Here is a 22240-nt window from a genome sequence, read left to right as displayed (position 1 = left end):
GCACCCCCCGGGTACCACGATCACCGCAGCGTGTCGCTGCCAGATCGGGGCGAGCCGAAGGGCCCGTTGGGTACCTATCCGGTACCCGAGGAGTCCTTCGGCTCGCCCCTGCCCACCGGTTCCGGCGGCCCAGCAGCGGCTACCGGCCAGGCCGTTAGCCGTCGACGCGGGTGACGGACAGCCGGGTGGCGTTGTCGGCTTCCGGGACGTCAACGCGGACGGTGTCACCGTCCTTGATCTCGCCTGCGAGCAGCTTGCGGGCCAGCTCGTCGCCGATCGCCGACTGCACCAGCCTGCGCAGCGGACGCGCGCCGTAGACGGGGTCGAACCCGCCGACGGCCAGCCACTCCTTGGCGGCGTCGGTGACGTCCAGGGTGAGCCTGCGCTGCGCCAGCCGGTCCGCCAACCGACCGATCTGGATATCCACAATGGCAGTGAGCTGCTCGGTGTCGAGCGAGTGGAACACCACCATGTCGTCCAGCCGGTTGAGGAATTCCGGCTTGAAGTGCTGCCGTACCACGCTGAGCACGGCATCCCGCCGCTGCCACTCGTCCATACCGGCATCGGCGATGGCCTGCGAACCGAGATTCGAGGTCAGCACCAGGATGGTGTTACGGAAGTCCACCGTCCGGCCCTGGCCGTCGGTGAGCCTGCCGTCGTCGAGCACCTGCAGCAGCACGTCGAACACGTCCTGGTGCGCCTTTTCCACCTCGTCCAGCAGCACCACCGTGTACGGTCGCCTGCGCACCGACTCGGTCAGCTGGCCACCCTGATCGTAGCCGACGTAGCCGGGTGGTGCGCCGACCAGTCGCGCCACGCTGTGCTTCTCGCTGTACTCGCTCATGTCGATGCGCAGCATGGCGCGCTCGTCGTCGAACAGGAACTCCGCCAGCGCCTTGGCCAGCTCGGTCTTGCCGACACCGGTGGGGCCGAGGAACAGGAATGAGCCCGACGGGCGGTCCGGGTCAGCCACCCCGGCTCGTGCCCTGCGCACCGCGTCCGAAACCGCGCGCACCGCGTCGTCCTGGCCGACGACCCGCTGGTTCAGCTCGCTCTCCATGCGCAGCAGCTTGCCGGTCTCGCCCTCCAACAGCTTGCCAGCGGGGATACCGGTCCACGCACTGACCACATCGGCCACGTCGTCGGCGCCGACCTCTTCCTTGAGCATCACCTGCTCCTGCGACTCTGAAGCCTCGGTCGCGCTGTCGAGCTCCTTCTCCAGCGAGGGGATCTTGCCGTAACGCAGCTCGGCGGCCCTGCCGAGGTCGCCGTCCCGCTCGGCGCGATCCGCCTCGCCGCGCAGCTGTTCCAGCTGCTCCTTGAGATCACGCACGCGGTCGATCGAGCTCTTCTCGTTCTGCCACCGCGCGGTGAGCGCCGACAGCTTCTCCCGCTGCGCGGCCAGTTCCTGGCGAAGGTTGGCCAGCCTCTCCCGCGACGCTTCGTCGTCCTCCTTGGACAGCGCCATTTCCTCGACCTCGAGCCTGCGGACGACCCGCTCGACCTCGTCGATCTCCACCGGACGCGAGTCGATCTCCATGCGCAGCCGGGAGGCCGCCTCGTCGACCAGGTCAATCGCCTTGTCCGGGAGGAACCGCGCGGTGATGTAGCGGTCCGACAGCGTGGCAGCGGCCACCAGCGCCGAGTCGGTGATCCGCACACCGTGGTGCACCTCGTAGCGCTCCTTGAGCCCGCGCAGGATGCCGACCGCGTCCTCCACCGACGGCTCGTTGACGAGCACCTGCTGGAATCGCCGCTCCAGCGCGGCATCGGTCTCGATGTGCTCGCGGTACTCGTTGAGCGTGGTCGCTCCCACCATGCGCAGCTCGCCGCGCGCCAGCATGGGCTTGATCATGTTGCCTGCATCCATCGCGCCCTCGCCGGTCGCTCCCGCACCGACGATGGTGTGCAGCTCATCGATGAACGTGATGACCTGCCCCTCGGAGTCGGCGATCTCCTTGAGCACGGCCTTGAGTCGCTCCTCGAACTCGCCCCGATACTTCGCCCCAGCAACCATCGAACCGAGGTCGAGCGCGACCACGCGCTTGTTACGCAGCGATTCCGGCACGTCACCAGCGACGATCCGCTGCGCCAGGCCCTCGACGATGGCGGTCTTGCCCACGCCGGGATCACCGATGAGCACCGGGTTGTTCTTGGTCCGCCGGGACAGCACCTGCACCACGCGGCGGATCTCGGCGTCCCGGCCGATGACCGGGTCGAGATCACCGGAACGGGCACGCTCGGTCAGGTCGAGACCGTACTGCTGCAACGCCTGGTAAGTGCCCTCCGGGTCGGGGCTGGTAACCCTAGCTGAGCCACGCACCGCGGTGAACGCCTCCCGCAGCGCGTCCGGCGTAGCGTGGTGCCTGCGCAGCAGGTCGGCCACCTTGCCGCCCTCGGCGGCAAGACCGACGAGCAGGTGCTCGGTCGAGACGTAGTCGTCGCCAAGCTCCGTGGCCAGCTGCTGCGCGTGGGTCAACGACTTGACCGCTTCGGCGTCGAACTGCGGGCTCGCTACCCCGGAACCCGTCACCGACGGCAAGCCTTGCGTGATCGATTCCAGCTCCGACCGGACCTGGGCCGGGTCGGCCCCCACCGTGGTCAGCAACGGCTGTGCGATCCCCTCACTCTGCGCCAGCAGCGCTCCCAGTAGGTGCGCGGGCGTCACGTCGGGGTGCCCGGCCACGGTCGCCGCTTGCACTGCCGACGAAATCGCCTGCTGTGTCTTCGTTGTCGGGTTGAAAGCGTCCATCCCTCACCTCAAGCTCGTTCTCGCGCCACACCCTCGGTGCACACGTTGCGCCTGTGTCCTTCATCACGTCATCGGCCGCCGGTACCCCCGGGGATCCAGCGCCTGCTCCTGACAATCCAACGCAAGAAAAGTTGAGTTTGTTCCGCTCAACTCTATCGAATCAGGAGCGCGCGGGAGGCCAGGCCAACGGTATGCCCAGCGAGGTCGTGCCACATAGTCGAGGATGCCGCCCGGAACCACACCACTGCATCACAAAGACCAGAGCACTCGCCTGAACAGTGGACAAACTGGTACGACCGTTCAGCTGTGTGGAACATCACTGTCCGTGGTCCTCAGGGCAAAGACACCCTTGTCCGCGCCCCGATCTTGTTGTGCACTACGACACCATGTCCACAACCAGTACGGATACGTTGGCCACCAGCCAACCCGATAGCGGTACTCCGCTCCTGGCCCAACCGGCCGACGGAGCCGAGACCGAGTTCCTTGCCCGTATCGAACAATCGATCAACAACCTCTTCGACCCCATCGCCGCAGGGCTGAGCTCGTTCGTCTTCTACGAGGTGTCCCTGTTCGGCGTGGAGTTCCCGTGGATCGTGGCCTGGCTCGTGCTCGCCGGGTTCGTGTTCACGATCTACTTCGGCTTCATCCAGTTCCGCGGGTTCAAGCTCGCCACCGAGATCGTCCGCGGCAAGTACTCCCGGGACAGCGACCCCGGCGAGATCAGCCACTTCCAGGCATTGAGTTCGGCCGTGTCCGGAACCGTCGGGCTCGGCAACATCGCGGGTGTCGGCGTCGCGGTCACCATCGGCGGCGCGGGCGCCACGTTCTGGATGATCCTCGCCGGTTTCCTCGGGATGTGCACCAAGTTCGTCGAGTGCACCCTCGGCGTGAAGTACCGCGAGGAACATCCGGACGGGACCGTCTCCGGCGGACCGATGCACTACCTGCGCAAAGGGCTGGCCGAACGGCTGCCCGGCAACGTCGGCAAGATCGCGGGCACGACACTGGCCGCGCTGGCCTCCGTCATGATCCTCGCCTTCGCTCTCGGCGGCGGCAACATGTTCCAGGTGAACCAGACTGTCGCGCAGCTCCGCGACACCACCGGCGGCGAGGACGGACTCCTCGCCGGTGACGGAGCCGCGCTGATCTTCGGACTGGTGCTCGCCCTGATCGTCGGCGCGGTGATCTTCGGTGGGATCAAGTCCATCGGCAACGTCACCAGCAGGCTCGTGCCGTCCATGGCGCTGATCTATATCAGCGCCTGTGCCGTGGTCATCCTGTTCAACATCACCTCGGTGCCTGACGCGTTCCGGCAGATCTTCGAGGGCGCGTTCACCGGCCAGGGCGTCGTCGGCGGCGCGATCGGCGCGCTGATCGTCGGCTTCACCAGGGCCGCGTTCTCCAACGAGGCCGGGCTGGGCTCCGCCCCCATCGCACACTCGGCCGTGAAGACCAGGCACTCGAGCACCGAAGGCCTGGTGGCCACGATCGAGCCGTTCATCGACACGGTGGTCGTGTGCACCATGACGGCACTGACGATCATCATCGCCAGCCCGGCGATCTGGCATGAGGGCCAGCAAGCGGTCTTCGAGTCCGGCGACCGCAGCGAGGCACCGGACGGCGTGACGGTCACCTCGCACGCCTTCGAGACGGTGTTGCCCTGGTTCCCCCATGTGCTCACCGTCGCCGTCGTACTGTTCGCGATCTCCACGATGATCACCTGGGCCTACTACGGGCAGAAGGCCTGGACCTACCTGTTCGGCAAGAGCAACTTCAGCGAGAACCTCTACCGACTGGTGTTCTGCTTCTTCATCGTGGTTGGTGCGGTGCTGACCTTCGGCAGCGTACTCGACTTCGTCGACGCCACGCTGTTCCTGCTCGCGCTGTTCAATATCATCGGCCTGTACGTGCTGGCACCGGTGGTCAAGCGCGAGTTGCGGTCGTTCATGACCTGGGTCCGTTCCCGCGAGGTCGAGAAAGTCGACTGACCTGCACGTCCGTACCAGTTATCACGTTGGTCCCGCCCGCGACCTCGCGGGCGGGACCAACCTTTGGTTGGGGGCTGACCGGTGGAACGGGCACCGCTAGTCTGACGACGAAGCGGGTGACGGGCGCGCGCGGCCGCGGCGTGCCACACAGTGGAAGATTGCCCCGAACGACGAATTGGATCGGTGTGGATTCGCACCCAGAGCACAGCTCCGCTGCGGTCAGCCCGGTGCCACAGTCGCAGCTGTCCCGCGAGGCCCCACCCGCGGTGGCCGCTATGGTCCAGCTGATCAAGCGAACCTGGGCGGTGGTGGAACCGGAGGTCGCCGACGTGTCGGTCACGTTCCATGACCTGCTGTTCCGGATCGCACCCGATATCCGCGAGATGTTCCCGGTGAACATCGAGGTGCGACGCGCCAAGCTGGTACGCGGTATCGCGCACGTGGTGCAGATGGTGGACCGGCCGGACGACCTGGTCCCGTTCCTGAACCAGCTCGGCCGGGACTACCGGAAGTTCCACGTACGGTCCCGTCACTACGAGGCGATCGGTACCGCCATGCTCGGCGCGCTCCGCCACCACCTCGGGCCGCGCTGGACACCCGAGGTCGAGCGCGCCTGGGCTGAGGCCTACACGGTGGTGGCTCGCTCGATGCAGGACGCCGCCGAAGCCGACCCCAGCCCCGCGGTGACCACCGCCACCGTCGTCGATCACCGCAGGCTCACCTGGGACCTGGCGCTGATTCGGGTGCGGCCGGAGAGCCCGGTCAACTACCGCGCGGGCCAGTACATGAGCGTCGAGGTGCCGCAGCGCCCCCGCCTGTGGCGGTACCTCTCACCGGCGAACGCGCCCCGGCGCGACGGGATCATCGAGTTTCACGTGCACGCCGTCGAAGGCGGCTGGGTCAGCAGGGCGCTGGTCAGCCACACCCAACCCGGCGACGTGTGGCGCCTCGGGCCCCCGCTTGGCAGGCTCAGCGTGGACCGCGAATCCGGCAGGAACGTGTTGATGATCGCCGGAGGGACCGGGCTCGCCCCGCTACGGGCACTCCTGGACGACCTGTCGCGCTGGGGCAAGAACCCGGCCGTGCACCTGTACTACGGGGGCAGGACCGCGGAGGACCTGTACGACCTCGCGGACCTGCGCGCGCTCGCGGCGACCAACCCGTGGCTGCGCATCACCCCGGTCACCGAGGACGGCAGCCTGCCCGGTGCGGAGCGGGGCACCCTGGCCGAGGTCGTCACACGGCACGGCGCGTGGCCGGAGCACCACGTACTCGTCTCCGGATCCCCCCAGATGATCAAAGCGACGATCTCGCGGCTGCTGGTGGCTGGCAGCAGCCTCGACCAGATCGCCTACGACCCGTTCGCGCTCGACTGATCCGCCTGGCACTGCGTCCGGGTGGCCTGGTTGGCCAGAGCGGTCTGGTCGGCCTGTTCCTCCCGCTGGTTCCGGCGGACGTTGAAGTAGTCGCCACCCTTGCGCTTGGTGTCGTCGGTGCCCCACGCGCGCTGGCGCTCCATCGGCACGAGTCGCGGGATGTGCTTGCGGCAGTGAATGTAGGCTTCGGCCACCTCGACGACGACCCACCGCTCCGGGACCCGACCTCGCACGGTCTCGGTGGGTATCCCGGAGAACTCGGCCCGCATCTGGTCGTCCTCCACGATGCGGGCACGCCCGTTGATGTGGAGCCCGATCTGATCGCGAGTGAAATCGAGCAGCATGACGCCGATGTGCGGGTTCTCGGCGATGTTGCCGAGACTGGCCATCACGCCGTTGCCCCGGTACTCGGGGTAGGCGATGCGCTTGTTGTCCAGCACCTGGATGAACCCGGCGGGACCGGCCCGGAACGAGCAGTCGGCCTCACCGTTGGCGTCGGCCGTAGCGACGAACGCCATGTCCATCCGCCCGACGAACTCCATCATGTCTTCGTTGAGGTGATCGAGCATCTGGTCGTTGTAGAACCGATCCGCCCGCTTCGTCGTGCCGTAGGCCTGTTGGAGCTGATGTTCACCGGTCGAGCCCGGCTTGTGCTCGTCCGGGTGCCCGAGCTGCTCGTGCTGGCCGAGTCGGTCGAGCTGGTCACCGCCAGCGGCGCACGAAGACTCCTGGTTTCCCTGCTGACTCTCCGCAGGCGACTGCTGTGGATAGTGCTGTGGATAACTGGGGGACGGGGGTGCCGCGTAGGTGTAGGGCTGGTGAGGTTCCGGGGCGGCGTACTGGTTGCGCCGAGACACGCGGGATCGCCGCTCCCTTCCAGTGTGCTGCGAATCACCATCGGGAGGCGTCAGCTCCCCCGAGGCCATCCGTGCCAGCCTGCGCGAGTGTTTCAGGTCCACGACGTTCCGTACCGAGGTCGGGGGCACAATCCGTATGCTGTCGTTCCGCACCACGTTGCGATAGCCGGGATGACGGCAGACCGCAATACTGTGCCACGACACCGGGCGAGCACTGGAACCCGTGAGACGGAAATTACCTCGAATAGCCCAACGAGCTTCTACATTGCGCCAGCCTGCGACTACGGAGCGGAATCCACTCGGAGAGCCCAACGTCAAGATCCACAATCTTGGGGATAATCAGGTTACGCTCGGTCGGCAGGATCCCGCCCGACCAACGCGGCTGGGCACGGTGCAGCACCGCGCCCGGTCGAGATGACAGGTACCCCACTGGAGCCCCGCCCGCCGATGACAGCCAACGCCGCGCTCGACGACCCGGGGGAGCACGAGAACCCGTACGCTGCCCAGCAGCGCCGTGCGGCACGCGTCGTGCACCTGATCCGGGACAGCTTCGCCACCGTCGAACCACGGGCCGACGAGGTCGCGCGGTACTTCTACGCTGTGCTGTTCACGATCGCACCGAACACCCGCGATCTGTTCCCGATCAACATGGAGGTCCAGCGCAGCCGGTTCTTCCACGCGATGGTGCACGTCGTGCAGATGATCGACCGGCCCCAGGAGTTGGAACCGTACCTGCGCCAGCTCGGCAGGGATCACCGCAAGTTCGACGTGGTCAACGAGCACTTCGAAGCGGTCGGCACGGCGCTGCTGGCCGCGTTGAAGCACTACCTCGACGAGGACTGGACAGAGGAGCTGGAACGGGCCTGGGCTGATGCGTACGCCGTGGTCGCCCGGACGATGCAGGAAGGCGCGGCTGATGCCACCGGCCCCGCGTGGTGGCCCGCCACCGTCGTCGACCACCACAGGATCGACCGCTCGGTCGCGGTGATCCGCGTCCAACCCGACGAGCCGGTGCCGTACCGGTCCGGGCAGTACGTCAGCGTGGAGATCCCGCAGCGCCCGCGGCTGTGGCGCAGCCTCTCACCAGCGAACCCTCCCCGCGACGACGGCATCATGGAGTTCCACGTGCGCACCGTGGACAGCGGTTGGGTGAGCCGCCCCCTGGTGCACCACGTGCAGATCGGGGACCGGTGGCGGATCGGGTCTCCGATGGGAAACCTGTGGATGAACCCCGCAGCCGATCGGGACATGCTGCTCATCGCGGGCGGAACCGGGCTGGCACCGATGCGCGCAGTGATCGGCGAGCTCGAACAGCGCACGAACACGCCCAACGTCGAGCTGTTCTTCGGCGGCCGGACCGCGAGCGATCTCTACCAGCTCGACGAGCTGCGTCAGCTGGCAGGCCGGTACCCGTGGCTGAGCCTCACTCCGGTCACCGAGGACGGCTCGGTTCCCGGTGGATTCGCCGGAACCCTGCCCGAGATCGTCACGTCCTACGGACCATGGACCGGATACGACGTGCTGATCGCGGGGTCGCCGGAGATGATCCGCGCCACCGTGTCCCGCATGCTGGTCGCAGGCACCACCTTCGACCAGATCTCCTACGACTCGTTCCCGACGGACTAGGCACGCATTCGCTGCACGTGCAGCGGCGCCGAACCGGGATGTGAGTTGGACTGAATCGATTGCAGGCCCTACGGGCCATTGCTAGCTTCAACACAATGTGATGTGCCGTCGACGCCACTGGGGCTGCGACGCCGGTAACGCGTAGTTGGGGAGTGACCACACCATGGCCGGAAGCCCGCCACCGCTCGAAGACAGGCCAGGCGCGCGCCTGTACAACGACAACGACGACGCTGGCAGCCAGGACGAGCAGGCCGCCAACCAGAACGAGGCCTCCGGCAGCCAGACCGGCACCCTCGACCGCAAAGACCTCGAACACATGCCCATCGTCGGCGACTACTACAAAGCCATCAACTACATGCACGAAGCCCGCGCCCGCGCGGAACTCTCCGGCAAAATCGGCGACATCGAATTCACCGAAGAAGGCATCGACAAAATCATCCAACGAGTGCGCGGAATGCTCCAGCAGCTTGAGACGGCCCGCGAGGCTACCGGATATCTGCATGCGATCGATGGTGGACACGAGTACGCCAGTCAACAGTACAAGCAAACCGCAGAAACCATGGCATACGACTACGAAGACTTCCACGACAAGGCCATCACTGGCTACCTCGAATTTCAAAAAATGCTCGAACTAGTCAAGGACGACTATGTGGCGCATGAGCAGAACATCGCCAGTGACCTGCGAGGGACTCAGCTCTGATGAAAAGCGCCCGAACGCTCGCTGCCACTGCCCTGGCAACGCTACTACTAGCGGCCTGCGCCAACGATACTCCTGGAGAACCGGAGCACACTGACGGCACGAACCAGGAGGCAAACGCTCAAGAGCCAGCGGATGTGGATCTGCCACACAGCGGCGCACCGGCAGTCGACGATCCGATCACCGAACTTGAATCATTCCAACGAGATCCCTGCTCGATCTTCTCCGAAGAAGAACTCGCTGAAACAGCTGGGTACCCCGTGGCTGACACGAAGTCGGACGCCGACGGGGCGACAGGTCTGCGATGTCGCTACTCGCTCGCCAGTGACGATCATCATGCTGGCGGATTCAGTGCAGTGCTAAGCGAACCTGGGTCCGAAGGTTTAAGTCACATCTATTCGCTGAACGAACAGGGAACCACTGAACTGTTCGCCGAAGCCGAGGACATCGACGGCTACCCAGCGGTCTTCGCCAGTAAGAGAGATCGACGAGACCTCGGTTACTGCGATGTCTATGTCGGCATACAGGACGACATCACCTTCACCATCCAGCTCTCCGCTAGTGACGACAGGAACGCGCACCACGACACACCCTGCGAATCGGCGTACGAACTCGCTGAACTCGGTATGGAAACACTTCACGGAGGGGCATCATGACCGGGGCTGACCCGCAGTGCTACAGCGGAAGCGCGATCTACCGACTCATGCACCAGGGGCACAGGCGTGCCCGCCTCGCTTGTGGAGGGGCAGGATGCTTCCCGGAAGCTGCGTGACGAGCACGACGAGCTGATGACCGAGCTGGCGGCGCTGGAGATGTCGGTGGACGACTCCTGGCGAGGGGAGACCGCCGAGAAGGTCAAAGGGGGCATCCACCAGCTGTTCGAAGCCGCAGGCACCGCCTCGTCGAACCTCGATCCGGCCGGGCGCAGCATGAGCAACCAGTCGCACGCCTTCGAGACGGCGCGGAACAAGATGGAGGACGTTCCAGATGAGGCGCCGGAAGCCGGGTTCTGGGGCACCTACACCCCGTTCGGGACCTCCCAGGAGGAGCTCAACGCCGAATGGGGCAAGAAGAACATGCAGAACATCCAAGCGTACGAAGAATACGTCACCGCCACCCATCGGAACCAGCCGCCGCTGCAGGCGAGCTACGGCGACATCACTATCCCCGAGCTCGGCGGTGGCTCGGGTGCAGGCACCGGCGGTCCCGGCGCGGTGGGGGGCTCCGGGGCTACCGCCCCGTCGGCGGCCGCTGGCATGGGCGCCGGTGGTGGTGCCTACGGCGGTTCCGGGGCTGCGGGTGCGTCTGGTGGTTCGGCGGTGGCGCCGGGGGTGCCTGGTGGGGCTGCTGTTGGTGGTGCTGTCGGGGGTGGTGCTGGTGGTGGCACCGGGGCCGGGGCTGGTGTTGGTTCGGGTGCGGTGCGGTTGCCGGATGGCAGTATCCGGTATCCGGACGGGTCGATCCGGCGTCCGGATGGCAGTTTGGTGCGGCCGGATGGCACGGTGATCCCGCCGAGTGGCACGAGCGCTTCGGGAATCGGTGGTGCCGCAGGCCGGTCGGGCGGTGATTTCGGGCCGGTGGGATCGGGGGCGGTCGCCGGGGGTGCAGGTATGGCCGCTGGGGGTCTGGCCGCAGGCGGTGCCGCGGGCGCACGACCCGGTGGCGCCGCAGGCGGCGCTGCTGGTGTCGGCGGTGTGGCTGGTCCCGGCGCGATGAGTGGGCAGGGCGGCTTCGGCCCGACGGGCTCGGGCGCGGCTGGTGCGGCCGGGGGCGGCGCGGGCGGTGGTGCCGCGGCCGGGGCGCGGGCGCCGATGGGCGGCATGATGGGCGCCGGAGCTGGCGGTCGTGGTGGCCAGGGTGGCGAGGACGACACCCACCAGCGCAAGTTCATCCAGGACGAGCAACTCGACACCGGCCTGCCGGTGGTGCGCGACGAACACGGCGAGAAAGAGTACGACCCCGTCACCGGCATGGTCATCATCGACGGCGTCATCGGCGAATGAACCGGTGAGTCCGAGGGGGAGCAACATTCGTGATCACGAAACCGATCACCATCAGCCTGGAGACCTACACCACCCTGCTCGACAAGGAGAATCTGGGCGAACCCCACCCAACCCTGGTCGGGGGCGAGCTCTGGTACCCGCCGGAGCTCGCCCGAGAGCGGGATGTCCGCATCCTGCACGAGTTGCGGGAGCAGGGCCTCACCTCGGGTAACCGGGTCAGCGAGGACTTCCACGACACGCTGCGCCTCGTGCAGCGCCCTGCCGTGGAGTACTACACTTTCGCCGTCTCACCCGAAGGCGACCAATGGACCGCACGCACCGCCATGATCGGACGGGACGCCCTGCTGATCACCAAGCACGGTGCCGACATCCATCTCGAACCAATCCCACATGAACAGCTCGGGGTACGGCTAGCGGCCGCGCTCCCGGAAACACCCCCGGCACAGCTGAAGTCGATCACTTGCTCGGTGGCCGAGCTGGAAGCGCTACAAGCCGGAAAGTCGCTACCGCCCGGCCCGTCGTCCAGTGACGCCAAGCGCATGCAGCGCTGGCTCGACCTGGAACGGCAGAGCGCGGGCCAGCTGTACGCCGCTATCCGTGACGGAATGAACCGTCGGCACACCACCACTGCACCCATGCCGTGCTGGATCGACACCGAGTCGGGGAGGCTATTGCTCACCCCCGACGGTTCCGGCTGGTGCACCCTTACCGGAGGTGACACGATGAGCATCGCGCAGAAACTGTCCGCGCTGGAGGAGAAGCTGCGCGGCTGAAGCCCCGAGTCGTCGCGCGAGGGCTACCGCCGGTTCGGCGGGCGCCACACCACCAGCGCATCCCGTTTGCGGAACGGCACCAGATCCCTGCGGTACGAGGCGTGCACAGCCGCCGCGGCCTGTTCGGCGGCGGCGTAGGCTGAGGCAAGCTCCTCGTTCAGCCGGGCCACCTGGTCCCGCAACGACTCGATCTCGTTCTCCAGCTCGATGATGCGCTTGATTCCCGCGAGGTTGACACCGTCCTCTTGGGACAACCGCTGCACCTCGCGCAGCATGGCGATATCACGCACCGAGTACCGCCTGCCGCCGCCAGCGGTACGGCCCGGTGACACCAACCCCATGCGGTCATACGACCGCAGTGTCTGCGCGTGGAGGCCGGACAGCTCAGCGGCCACCGAGATCACGAAGACCGGTGTGTGCTCGTCCGCGCCATGGGGAAGTTCACCGAACCCTATCGCCATCGCCATCACCGCTCCTTCAGCATCCTCGTGATCTCAGGACGCGGATCATGATCAGCCATCTCCTCGGTGTAGGTGCGCAGCGCCGAAGCGGCCTTCTCGCTCAGCGACGACGGAACATTCACTTGCAGCGTGACCAGCAGGTCACCCGTGGATCCGTCCCGCTTCGCGATGCCCTTACCGCGCACCCGCAGCACCTTCCCGCTGTCGGTCCCCGGAGGGATCTTCACCGACACCTTGCCCTCCAGGGTCGGTACCGAGATCGTGGCACCGAGCGCCAGCTCGGAGAAGTCAACCGGCACTGTGATCGTCAAGTTGTTACCCGACCTGCCGAAGACCTTGTGCGGCGTGACGTGCACACGCACGTACAGATCACCCGCGGCCGCTCCGCCGCGTCCCGGCTCGCCCTGCGCTGCCAGCCGGATCCGCTGGCCGTCGGACACCCCCGGCGGGATCCTCACAGTGAGTGTCCTGGTCCGGGTGCTCGTACCTGCACCACGACACTCGGTGCAGGGAGAGTCCACAATGGTGCCGCGACCGCGGCACTCGCGGCAAGGCTCCGAGAACGCGAACGAACCCTGGCTGGTGCTGATCAACCCGACACCGCCGCACAACCCGCAGGTGCGCGGCGACGTTCCGGGGCGCGACCCGCTACCACCACAGGTACCGCAGCTCGCCGGGCTGGTGAGCCGCAACGGGACTGTCGCGCCTTTGACGGCCTCGGCGAAATCGATGCGGACGTCGGTCTCCACGTCACTGCCGCGCTGCGCCATCGTGGGACCCGCAGTGCCGGTGGTGGCACCACCGCCGCCGCGCCTGCCGAACAGGCCGCCAAGGATGTCGCCGAGGCCCCCGAATCCGCCGGGCTGCTGGCCACGACTCGCGCCACCGAACAGATCGGTGAACTCGAAACCTCCACCGTCGGGGCCGCTCCCGGCGCCGAAGGGGAAGCCACGCCCGCCTGCACCAGCCCCGCTTCCGGCGCCGGCACCGAACAGGCTACGGGCCTCGTCGTACTCCTTGCGTTTCTCCGGGTCGGAGAGCACCCCGTAGGCTTCCGAGACCGCCTTGAACTTGCGCTCGGCCTCGGCGTCTCCCGGGTTGGCGTCGGGATGGTTCTCCCTGGCGAGCTTGCGGTAGGCCTTCTTGATCTCTTCCTGCGACGCGTCGGGGGAGACGCCCAGCTCGCGGTAGAAGTCCTTGCCGATCCACTCCCGAGCGCTCACCGGACGTCCCCTCCTTCCGCGTCAACTCGATCAGTTCTGCTGTTCCTGCTCACCAGATGATGTCCCGACCTCCTGGTTCGGCTGGCCTGTCTCGCCGTCGACGGTCACGTCACCCGGAACATCGGGTGTCGCCGAATCGCTATCGGTCACGGCCACCATCGCCGAGCGCACGACCCGATCACCCATGCGGTAACCGCGCCGCAGTACCGCGGTCACGGTCGGACCGTCCACGTCGCTGGACGTGGTGTGCTGCACGGCCTCGTGCACGCTCGGGTCGAACGGCTCGCCCTCCTCGCCGAACGGCTCCAGCCCCGCCTGCTGGAGGGTGCTGATGAGCTTGTCGGCGACGGCCTTGAACGCACCCGTCAGGTCGCCGTGCGACTCGGCGCGCTCAATGTCGTCGAGCAGCGGGAGCAGCTCGCCCATCAGCGAAGCCTTCGCCGAGGCGATGACAGCCTCCCGGTCCCGGTCGACCCGCTTGCGGTAGTTGGCGTACTCAGCCTGGATCCGCTGCAGGTCGGCGGTCCGCTCGGCGAGCTGCCGCTCCAGGTCACTGACCTGCTCAGCGTCCCCCGTCGAGGTGGCGACCCCGCTCGGTCCAGCGAGGTCGTCACCACCGGCGGTCGCCTCGTGAGCGAGATCGGTCTCCGTGGCCTGCGTCCTGAGCTCACCCGTTTCCGGGTCCACTTTCCTGCGGTCACGCACGACGACGGGCTCTTCCGGTTGGTCGCCTGTTTCCTGCTCTCGTGCTGTCACTTCTTGTCGTCCTCATCGACAATCTCGGCGTCCACGACGTCCTCCTGGCCCGACTGGGCGTCCTGGCCCGAGTCGGCAGCGGTCTCGCCAGCACCTGCCGCACCGGCAGCACCTGCCGCACCGGCAGCGCCAGCCGCGGCACCCGTGTCCGAGTACAGCGCCGAGCCCATGGCCTGGGACTCGTTGGTCAGCTTCTCGATGGCCGAGCGGATCGCCTCGGTGTCCTCGCCCTTCAAGGCTTCGTTCGCCTCGTCGATCGCACCCTTGACCTTGGTCTTGACCTCGTCGGAAAGCTTGTCCTCGTTCTCGCCCAGGAACTTCTCCGTCTGGTAGACCAACGTCTCGGCCTGGTTGCGGGTCTCGGCCGCCTCGCGACGCTGGCGGTCCTCCTCGGCGTGCTGCTCGGCATCCTTGATCATCTGGTCGATGTCTTCCTTCGGAAGCGCGGAACCCCCAGTGATCTTGATGCTCTGCTCCTTGCCCGTGCCGAGGTCCTTCGCGGTCACGTGCACGATGCCGTTGGCGTCGATGTCGAAGGTGACCTCGATTTGCGGAACACCGCGCGGCGCGGGCGGGATGCCGGTGAGCTCGAAGCTGCCGAGCTTCTTGTTGTGCGCGGCGATCTCCCGCTCACCCTGGAAAACCTGGATCTGCACCGAGGGCTGATTGTCGTCAGCCGTGGAGAAGATCTCGCTGCGCTTGGTAGGGATGGTGGTGTTGCGCTCGATGAGCTTGGTGAACACGCCACCCTTGGTCTCGATACCCAGCGACAGCGGGGTCACGTCCAGCAGCAGGACGTCCTTGACCTCACCCTTGAGCACACCGGCCTGCAGAGCCGCACCCACGGCGACGACCTCGTCCGGGTTGACGCCCTTGTTCGGCTCCTTGCCACCGGTCAGCTCCTTGACCAGGTCGACGACGGCAGGCATCCGGGTGGAGCCACCGACGAGCACCACGTGGTCGATATCGCCGACCGAGATGCCCGCGTCCCTGATGACGTTGTTGAACGGCGCCTTGGTGCGGTCCAGCAGGTCCGAGGTGATCTTCTCGAACTCGGCCCGCGACAGCGTCTCGTCCAGGAACAGCGGGTTCTTGTCCGCGTCGACCGTGATGTAGGGCAGGTTGATGTTAGTGGTCGATGCGCTGGTCAGCTCGATCTTGGCCTTCTCGGCGGCCTCCTTGATGCGCTGCAGCGCCATCGGGTCCTTCTTCAGGTCGATGCCGTGCGAAGCCTTGAACTTGTCGACCAGCCAGTCGACGATCCGTTCGTCCCAGTCGTCACCACCGAGGTGGTTGTCGCCGCTGGTCGCGCGAACCTCGACGACGCCCTCACCAAGCTCGAGCAGCGAGACGTCGAACGTTCCACCACCGAGGTCGAAGACCAGGATGGTCTGCTCCTTCTCGCCCTTGTCCAGGCCGTAGGCCAGCGCTGCCGACGTCGGCTCGTTGACGATGCGCAGTACGTTCAGCCCGGCGATCTGGCCCGCTTCCTTGGTGGCCTGCCGCTGGGCGTCCTCGAAGTAGGCCGGGACGGTGATGACTGCGTCCGTGACCTCTTCGCCGAGGTAGGCTTCCGCGTCCCGCTTGAGCTTCATCAACACGCGCGCGCTGATCTCCTGCGGGGTGTAGTTCTTCCCGTCGACCTCTTGCTTCCAGTCGGTGCCCATGTGGCGCTTGACCGACCGGATCGTCCGGGCCGAGTTGGTGACAGCCTGGTTCTTAGCTGGCTGACCGGTGAGCACCTCGCCGTTCTTGGCGAACGCCACCACCGAGGGCGTGGTTCGCGCCCCCTCCGAGTTCGCGATGACCGTCGGTTCACCGCCTTCGAGGACGGCGACGACCGAGTTGGTCGTACCGAGGTCGATACCGACCACTCGCGACATGTGTGTATCCCTCCTGGCTCTTCGCTTACATAGCCCGGTTGAGCATGCTTGACTCAAGTCGTACCGACTTCAGCATACCGCCGTCAAACCGACCTTGAGTCATGCTCACTCAATATTCCTTACCGGGCAACGCCTGCGCTGCATCGATTGTTCCCCGAAGCGCTCGGCACGTTGAGGAGTCGCGGATCACAAACACAACGAACAAGCCCCCTCGGCTCGCTCCCACCGGAGCGGTGGCTCACCTGATCAGGCTTGGTCGGCTCACTACTAGGCTCGCTGGACGGGGAGTTCCGAACGTCGTACGAGAACCAGGAGGAACGATGGCGCAGCCACCCAATCCCTATGACTTCCTGCCGCAGCTACCCGGTTTCACCCTGACCAGCACCGACCTCACCGATGGCTCGCCGCTGGCTACCGCCCAGGTCTCCGGGATCATGGGCGCCGGCGGCCAGGACGTCTCGCCCCAGCTGAGCTGGTCCGGGTTCCCTGAGGGAACCAAGAGCTTCGCGGTTACCTGCTTCGACCCGGACGCGCCGACTGCCAGCGGCTTCTGGCACTGGGCCGTCTTCGACATCCCGGCATCGGTGACCGAGCTACCCTCCGGCGCGGGTGACGACAGCGGCAGCGGCGTGCCGTCCGGTGCGGTCACGCTGCCCAACGATGCCGGTGCCCGCCGTTACATCGGCGCCGCCCCGCCACCGGGGCACGGGCCGCACCGCTACATGTTCGCTGTGCATGCCGTGGACGTCGAATCGCTCGGTTTCTCCGACGGCACCCCGGCGTTCCTCGGCTTCAACCTGTTCAGCCACGCCATCGGGCGGGCCATCATCACCGGCATCCACGAGCGCTGACCAGTGGGGGAGCACCCGGCGCCGGGGCGTGGCCCCGTGCCCCACCGGCCCCGCCCCGGCGCCGTTGCTTACTATACCGTCCGGACGGTATAGTATCACTATGGCCAGGCCGTCCTCCCGCGATCGCATCCTGGACGCGTACGAAGACATCCTCATCGAGCACGGTCCATCCGCCGTAACGCTGGAGTCCGTCGCCGCCAAGGCATCGGTGTCCAAGGGCGGCCTGCTCTATCACTTCGGCTCGAAGGACGCGCTGCTGAACGGGCTACTCGAACGCTGGTCGCAGCTGAACGAGCGCGAGATCGAGCACGCGCGACGAGCACCGGAAGGCATCGTGCGGTACTACCTGCACAGCTCAGCCACCGACGTCGGCGCTGACGCCGCACTGCACCGTACGACGATGGCCGCCGTCCGCCTGGTGCTGTTCGACGAGCGGGTCGCCGAAGTCTCCCGCGAAGTGTTCGAACGCTGGCGTACCGTGCTGCGCGAGCACACCGCCGACCCGGTGCTGGCCGAGCTCGTCGCTACCCTGGGCGATGGGGTGTACCTACGAGCCGCCATCGGCGGCAACTCCGAGCCTGCGCTGCACGACCTCGACGCGGCCCTCGAGCGTATCGGCCTGTAGGTAACGGCCACACCGAACGCGCTCGACACCTCGACACTCTGTCTCCGCGTCGTACCCTGGAGGTTCCCGGCTCCGTAACCCCGAACCGGCCCCAGCCGGAACAATCGGCCAGTCGAGGAGTGAGGAGGTGCTGCGTGGTCACACAGGCCGAGACGACGGATACGACCGTCCCCATCCCGGAAACCCCGAGCCCGCAGAGCGCGCAGCTCGTCGACATCTACCGGCGCCAGGTCCGGCCGCGTGTGGACCTGTGGCGCCCCCACGGCATCCGGCTGCACGCGCTACGCACGCTCACCGACCTGGTCGGGCTCGCGCGGCTCGACCGAACGGCCACGACCTGGACCGCCCGCCACGGCACCATCGGCGGGACCTGGTTACGCGCCACGGACGCGCATGCGGCCAACGGAGTCGTGCTGCACCTGCACGGTGGTGGCTTCGTGTTCGGCTCCCACCGCTCGCACCGGGTGCTCGCGCACGAGCTGTCACGGGCGAGCCGGATGCCGGTGTTCCTGCCGCACTACCGGCGTGCGCCGCGGTACCCGTTCCCTGCCGCCGCCGATGACGCACTGACCGCCTACCGAGAGTTGCTGGATCGCGGGATCGCGCCCGAGCGCATCCGCGTCGTCGGTGACTCCGCAGGCGGGCACCTGGCGGCATGCCTGCTGGCGGACCTGGCACGCAGCGACCTGCCGATGCCCGCCGCCGCCGCGCTCTACTCACCGCTGCTGGACCTGAGCTGCACGCGGCTGCACGAGCTGGACGAGAAGCACACGGACCCGTTCATCTCACCGCTAACGACCCGGCGGGTGTGCGAGGCGTACCTGCAGGGCACGGACAGTTCGGACCCGCGGGTGGATGTGCTCGGTGCCGACAAACGCGACTGGCCGCCCACCCTGATCCAAGTCGGCGACACAGAGTGCCTGCGTGTGGATGCCGAGCGGATGCTCGAGTCGCTGCGGGCCGCGAACATCCCCTGCGAGCTGCAGGTCTGGCCGGGGCAGATACACGTCTTCCAGGGCTGGGCGAATCTACCGGAAGCCCGCGCGGCCAACGACTACACGGGCCGTTTCCTGCGCGCCCACGGCGCAGACCAGGTCACGACCCACCCAACCGGCGCCAACGCGCGGTGACTGCCCGCCAGGTGCGAGCCGAAGGACTCCCTGGGTACCGAATATGTACCCAAGGGCCCCTTCGGCTCGGGTCCGGACAGCCGGACCACCGCTAGTGGGGCTTGAGCAGGTACTCGACCACGGGGCGGAGCTCGTCGGCGGTCGGGGGCTCGTCGTCGATCAGGCCCTGGATGAGCAGCCCGTCGATGCCCGCCAGAAACACCCGGAAAGCGACCTCGTCGTCGTGGCGCACCATCGAGGTGAGCACGTCGAGCCAACGGCGCGCCGCCGGTCGCAGCTCCGGCTTGCGCGCGGCCATCAGGTAGAGCTCGTACTCGGCCATGGTCCGGCCACGCTGCGGGCCGAGGGCCTCGGCGAGCAGCCGGGAGACCTCGTCGGCGGCGCTCGCCCCGCCACGCCCGCCTGCTGCGGTGCGACGTAGACCTTCCCGGGATCGGGCACGGTCGATCATCCAGTACACCTCGGTGGCCATGTCGCGCGCGCACGAGATGAGGGTGGCGATCAACAGGTCGTCGAGGGTCGCGTAGTGGTAGGTGATCGAGGCGGACGGGACTCCCGCTTCCCGCGCCACGGTGCGGTGAGTCACGCCCGCGACCCCATCCCGCTCGATCACTCGCAGGGCAGCATCGATGATCTCCTGGCGGCGCCGCTCGCCGCGCGCCTTCCGCCCGTCGACATGGGATCGCTGTGTCATCGAGGGAACCTCACCCTCTCGAGGAATCTCCGCCCGTAGCGCCGCTACCGGACACCGGACCACCCGCCGGATAGGCTGGTCGGGCTAACAGCACAATACCTGGACTATCGTACAGATATGCTGCGAGTCGTATACCACATCGGTGGGACTTAGGGTTCGCTCATGAACTACTGATCGGTAGGAAGCGTTACGCTCCAACCCACCACGAAGCCATCAAGCCCGAACGAAAGGCGCCGCCCCATGGGTGCTGTAGAGATCACGCTCGGCGGGATCGCTGTCGCGGTGAGCATCGTCGCGTGGGCGATGTTCATCGGCGCGATCATGCGCATCGTCCGCACGATCAAGCTCGGACAGCCGGACTCCAGCCGTAACGGGCCGTTCCTGCCGCGGCTGCTGAACATGCTCAAGGAGTTCGCCGCACACACCAAGATGAACAAGCTCCGCCACGTGGGTCCGTGGCACTGGCTGGTGATGTGGGGCTTTATCCTCGGCGCCATCGTGCTGTTCGAAGCCTACGGCGAGGTCTTCTACCCCGAGTTCCACTGGCCGATCATCGGCGACTGGGCTGTATGGGGCCTGATCGTCGAGCTGCTCGGCATCGGCACCGTGGCCGGTGGTGTGGCGCTGGTCGTCATCCGCCAGCTCAACCACCCACGGCGCGCCGACCGCCAGTCGCGGTTCGCGGGCTCCAACTTCTGGCAGGCCTACTTCGTGGAGGCCGTGGTCATCATCGAGGGGCTCGGCTTCATCGGCGTGCGGACCTTCCAGTTCGCCTCCGGGATCAAGGACCAGCCGCTGTGGAGCAGCTTCCTCACCCAGCCGCTCTCGGAACTCATGCCGTCCGACCCCGTGTGGGTGTCGGTGGCCGCCTTCGTGAAGTTGATGAGCGGCATGATCTGGCTGATCGTCGTCGCCCGGTTCCTCACCATGGGCGTCGCCTGGCACCGGTTCAGCGCCTTCTTCAACATCTACTTCAAGCGCGAGGACGACGGCAGCGAGGCACTCGGCAAGCTCAAGCCGATGCTCTCCGGCGGCAAGCCGATCGACTTCGAGGAGGCCGACCCCGAGAAGGACGTCTTCGGTGCCGGTCAGGTGGAGGACTTCAGCTGGAAGGGCTGGCTGGACTTCACCACCTGCACCGAGTGCGGCCGGTGCCAGGACCAGTGCCCCGCATGGAACACCGGTAAGCCGCTGTCGCCGAAGATGCTGATCACCCAGCTTCGCGACCACGCCTACGCCAAGGCGCCGTACCTGCAGGCTGGTGGCAAGAAGGACATGATGGGTGAGGAGATCGGTCTCACCCAGGGGAACGGCCACGAGAACATCGACGCGCTCGCGCTGGCCGAGGCGGAGCGCCCGCTGGTCGGTGGCCCCGAGGAGATGGGCGTGATCGATCCCGAGGTGCTGTGGTCCTGCACCAACTGTGGTGCGTGCGTGGAGCAGTGCCCGGTGGACATCGAGCACGTCGACCACATCGTCGACATGCGGCGCTACCAGGTGATGATCGAGTCGAACTTCCCGACCGAACTCGGCGGGATGTTCAAGAACCTGGAGAACAAAGGCAACCCTTGGGGCCAGAACGCGAAGGACCGGTTGGAGTGGACCAAGGAGCTCGACTTCGAGGTGCCGGTGTTCGACGGCGAGTGGGGCGATGCCGAGTACCTGTTCTGGGTCGGCTGCGCGGGCGCGTTCGAGGACCGCGCGAAGAAGACCACCAAGGCGGTGGCCGAGCTGCTGCACATCGCAGGTGTGAAGTACAAGGTGCTCGGCGCGGAGGAGACCTGCACGGGTGACCCCGCCCGCCGCGCGGGGAACGAGTTCGTGTTCCAGATGCTGGCGCAGCAGAACGTCGAGGTGCTCAACTCGGTCTTCGAGGATGTGGAGCCGCTACAGCGCAAGATCGTGGTGACCTGCGCGCACTGCTTCAACACGCTGGCCAACGAGTACCCCGAGCTGGGCGGCCAGTACGAGGTGGTGCACCACACGCAGTTGCTCAACCGGTTGGTGCGGGAGAAACGCCTCACCCCGGTCGCCCCGGTCTCCGAGGGCGTGACCTACCACGACCCGTGCTTCCTCGGCAGGCACAACAAGGTCTACGAGGCGCCCCGCGACCTGGTGGAGGCCTCCGGCGCGCAGTTCCGCGAGATGCCGAGGCACGGCGACCGCTCGATGTGCTGCGGTGCCGGTGGTGCCCGCATGTGGATGGAAGAGCACATCGGCAAGCGCATCAACGTGGAACGAGTCGACGAGGCACTGGGCACCGCGCCGTCGAAGATCGCGACCGGCTGCCCGTTCTGCCGGGTGATGCTCGGCGACGGCGTGACGCAGCGGGAGAACGAGGGCACCGCAGAGAACGTCCAGGTCGTCGACGTTGCCCAGCTGCTGCTGGAGTCGGTGAAGCGAAGCGAGCAGCGCGAGGCGTCAGTGCCCACCGGTGCTCCCGACCTCGAAGCAGGCGGCGGGGACGGTTCAGCTACGACGACCTGACCGCCAACCCCAGCGAACAAGGGGCGCGTGGCAGGCCTTACGGGCCACCACGCGCCCC

Annotated in this window: 18 protein-coding genes; 11 read left to right on the top strand and 7 right to left on the bottom strand. The window is 66.9% G+C overall.

What is annotated here, in order from left to right; translation table 11 throughout:
- Positions 1-154: 154 nt before the first annotated feature.
- On the bottom strand, positions 155-2752 hold the full coding sequence (gene clpB / locus F8178_RS01355; RefSeq protein ID WP_317492723.1) for an ATP-dependent chaperone ClpB: 2598 nt from the start codon (positions 2750-2752) through the stop codon (positions 155-157).
- A 386-nt stretch (positions 2753-3138) separates the two neighbouring features.
- Between clpB and F8178_RS01350 the strand changes: the two genes are divergently transcribed.
- On the top strand, positions 3139-4740 hold the full coding sequence (locus F8178_RS01350; protein ID WP_317492722.1) for an alanine/glycine:cation symporter family protein: 1602 nt from the start codon (positions 3139-3141) through the stop codon (positions 4738-4740).
- Between the two features lie 275 nt (positions 4741-5015).
- Positions 5016-6116, top strand: a complete 1101-nt coding sequence (locus F8178_RS01345) for an FAD-binding oxidoreductase (protein ID WP_317493053.1) — start codon at positions 5016-5018, stop codon at positions 6114-6116.
- On the opposite strand, the gene F8178_RS01340 is transcribed toward F8178_RS01345, so the two are convergent.
- Entirely contained in the window at positions 6092-7075 is a 984-nt protein-coding gene (locus tag F8178_RS01340; protein WP_317492721.1) for a pyridoxamine 5'-phosphate oxidase family protein, read from the bottom strand. The two genes, F8178_RS01345 and F8178_RS01340, sit on opposite strands and share 25 nt — an antisense overlap.
- Positions 7076-7420: 345 nt before the next feature.
- Here F8178_RS01340 and F8178_RS01335 point away from each other — a divergent pair, with 345 nt between their 5' ends.
- From F8178_RS01335 to F8178_RS01315, 5 genes are all read left to right on the top strand, one after another.
- On the top strand, positions 7421-8599 hold the full coding sequence (locus tag F8178_RS01335) for a globin domain-containing protein (RefSeq protein WP_317492720.1): 1179 nt from the start codon (positions 7421-7423) through the stop codon (positions 8597-8599).
- Positions 8600-8762: 163 nt separating this feature from the next.
- Complete coding sequence (locus tag F8178_RS01330) at positions 8763-9299, top strand: hypothetical protein (RefSeq protein WP_317492719.1); 537 nt, start codon at positions 8763-8765, stop codon at positions 9297-9299.
- Positions 9299-9952 (top strand): DUF3558 domain-containing protein, encoded by a 654-nt coding sequence (locus tag F8178_RS01325; RefSeq protein ID WP_317492718.1) that lies wholly within the window; start codon positions 9299-9301, stop codon positions 9950-9952. Before F8178_RS01330 ends, F8178_RS01325 begins: the two co-directional genes overlap by 1 nt.
- 66 nt (positions 9953-10018) lie before the next feature.
- On the top strand, positions 10019-11299 hold the full coding sequence (locus F8178_RS01320; protein WP_317492717.1) for a hypothetical protein: 1281 nt from the start codon (positions 10019-10021) through the stop codon (positions 11297-11299).
- Positions 11300-11328: 29 nt separating this feature from the next.
- Positions 11329-12072: an ESX secretion-associated protein EspG gene (locus F8178_RS01315; RefSeq protein WP_317492716.1), complete on the top strand. Its 744-nt coding sequence runs from the start codon at positions 11329-11331 to the stop codon at positions 12070-12072.
- 23 nt (positions 12073-12095) lie between these two features.
- Here the strand turns inward: F8178_RS01315 and F8178_RS01310 are convergent, their stop codons facing one another.
- From F8178_RS01310 to dnaK, 4 genes are read right to left on the bottom strand one after another with little or no spacing between them, the layout of a single operon-like run.
- Positions 12096-12533 (bottom strand): heat shock protein transcriptional repressor HspR, encoded by a 438-nt coding sequence (locus F8178_RS01310; protein ID WP_317493052.1) that lies wholly within the window; start codon positions 12531-12533, stop codon positions 12096-12098.
- Positions 12534-12538: 5 nt separating this feature from the next.
- Positions 12539-13756 carry a molecular chaperone DnaJ gene (gene dnaJ, locus F8178_RS01305; RefSeq protein WP_317492715.1) on the bottom strand — a complete coding sequence of 406 codons (1218 nt, stop codon included), beginning with the start codon at positions 13754-13756 and terminating at the stop codon, positions 12539-12541.
- 30 nt (positions 13757-13786) lie between these two features.
- Positions 13787-14512: a nucleotide exchange factor GrpE gene (gene grpE / locus F8178_RS01300; RefSeq protein ID WP_317492714.1), complete on the bottom strand. Its 726-nt coding sequence runs from the start codon at positions 14510-14512 to the stop codon at positions 13787-13789.
- Positions 14509-16395, bottom strand: a complete 1887-nt coding sequence (dnaK, locus tag F8178_RS01295) for a molecular chaperone DnaK (protein ID WP_317492713.1) — start codon at positions 16393-16395, stop codon at positions 14509-14511. Before dnaK ends, grpE begins: the two co-directional genes overlap by 4 nt.
- Before the next feature lie 320 nt (positions 16396-16715).
- Here dnaK and F8178_RS01290 point away from each other — a divergent pair, with 320 nt between their 5' ends.
- The 3 genes from F8178_RS01290 (at position 16716) to F8178_RS01280 (ending at position 19001) form a co-directional block, all read left to right on the top strand.
- The gene (locus F8178_RS01290; protein ID WP_317492712.1) at positions 16716-17246 is read left to right on the top strand and encodes a YbhB/YbcL family Raf kinase inhibitor-like protein; all 531 of its coding nucleotides are present in this window, start codon (positions 16716-16718) and stop codon (positions 17244-17246) included.
- A gap of 100 nt (positions 17247-17346) precedes the next feature.
- Entirely contained in the window at positions 17347-17871 is a 525-nt protein-coding gene (locus tag F8178_RS01285) for a TetR/AcrR family transcriptional regulator (protein ID WP_317492711.1), read from the top strand.
- 134 nt (positions 17872-18005) lie between these two features.
- Entirely contained in the window at positions 18006-19001 is a 996-nt protein-coding gene (locus F8178_RS01280) for an alpha/beta hydrolase (RefSeq protein WP_317492710.1), read from the top strand.
- A gap of 91 nt (positions 19002-19092) precedes the next feature.
- On the opposite strand, the gene F8178_RS01275 is transcribed toward F8178_RS01280, so the two are convergent.
- The gene (locus F8178_RS01275; RefSeq protein WP_317492709.1) at positions 19093-19695 is read right to left on the bottom strand and encodes a TetR family transcriptional regulator; all 603 of its coding nucleotides are present in this window, start codon (positions 19693-19695) and stop codon (positions 19093-19095) included.
- 240 nt (positions 19696-19935) lie between these two features.
- On the opposite strand from F8178_RS01275, the gene F8178_RS01270 reads away from it, so the two are divergent.
- Positions 19936-22182 carry a 4Fe-4S dicluster domain-containing protein gene (locus F8178_RS01270; protein ID WP_317492708.1) on the top strand — a complete coding sequence of 749 codons (2247 nt, stop codon included), beginning with the start codon at positions 19936-19938 and terminating at the stop codon, positions 22180-22182.
- Positions 22183-22240: the final 58 nt, after the last annotated feature.

Origin of the sequence: Haloechinothrix sp. LS1_15 (genome assembly GCF_033042135.1) — a bacterium.
Lineage (GTDB): Bacteria > Actinomycetota > Actinomycetes > Mycobacteriales > Pseudonocardiaceae > Haloechinothrix.
The sequence above is the reverse complement of the archived record's forward strand: the minus strand, read 5'-3'. Positions and strand labels throughout refer to the sequence as shown.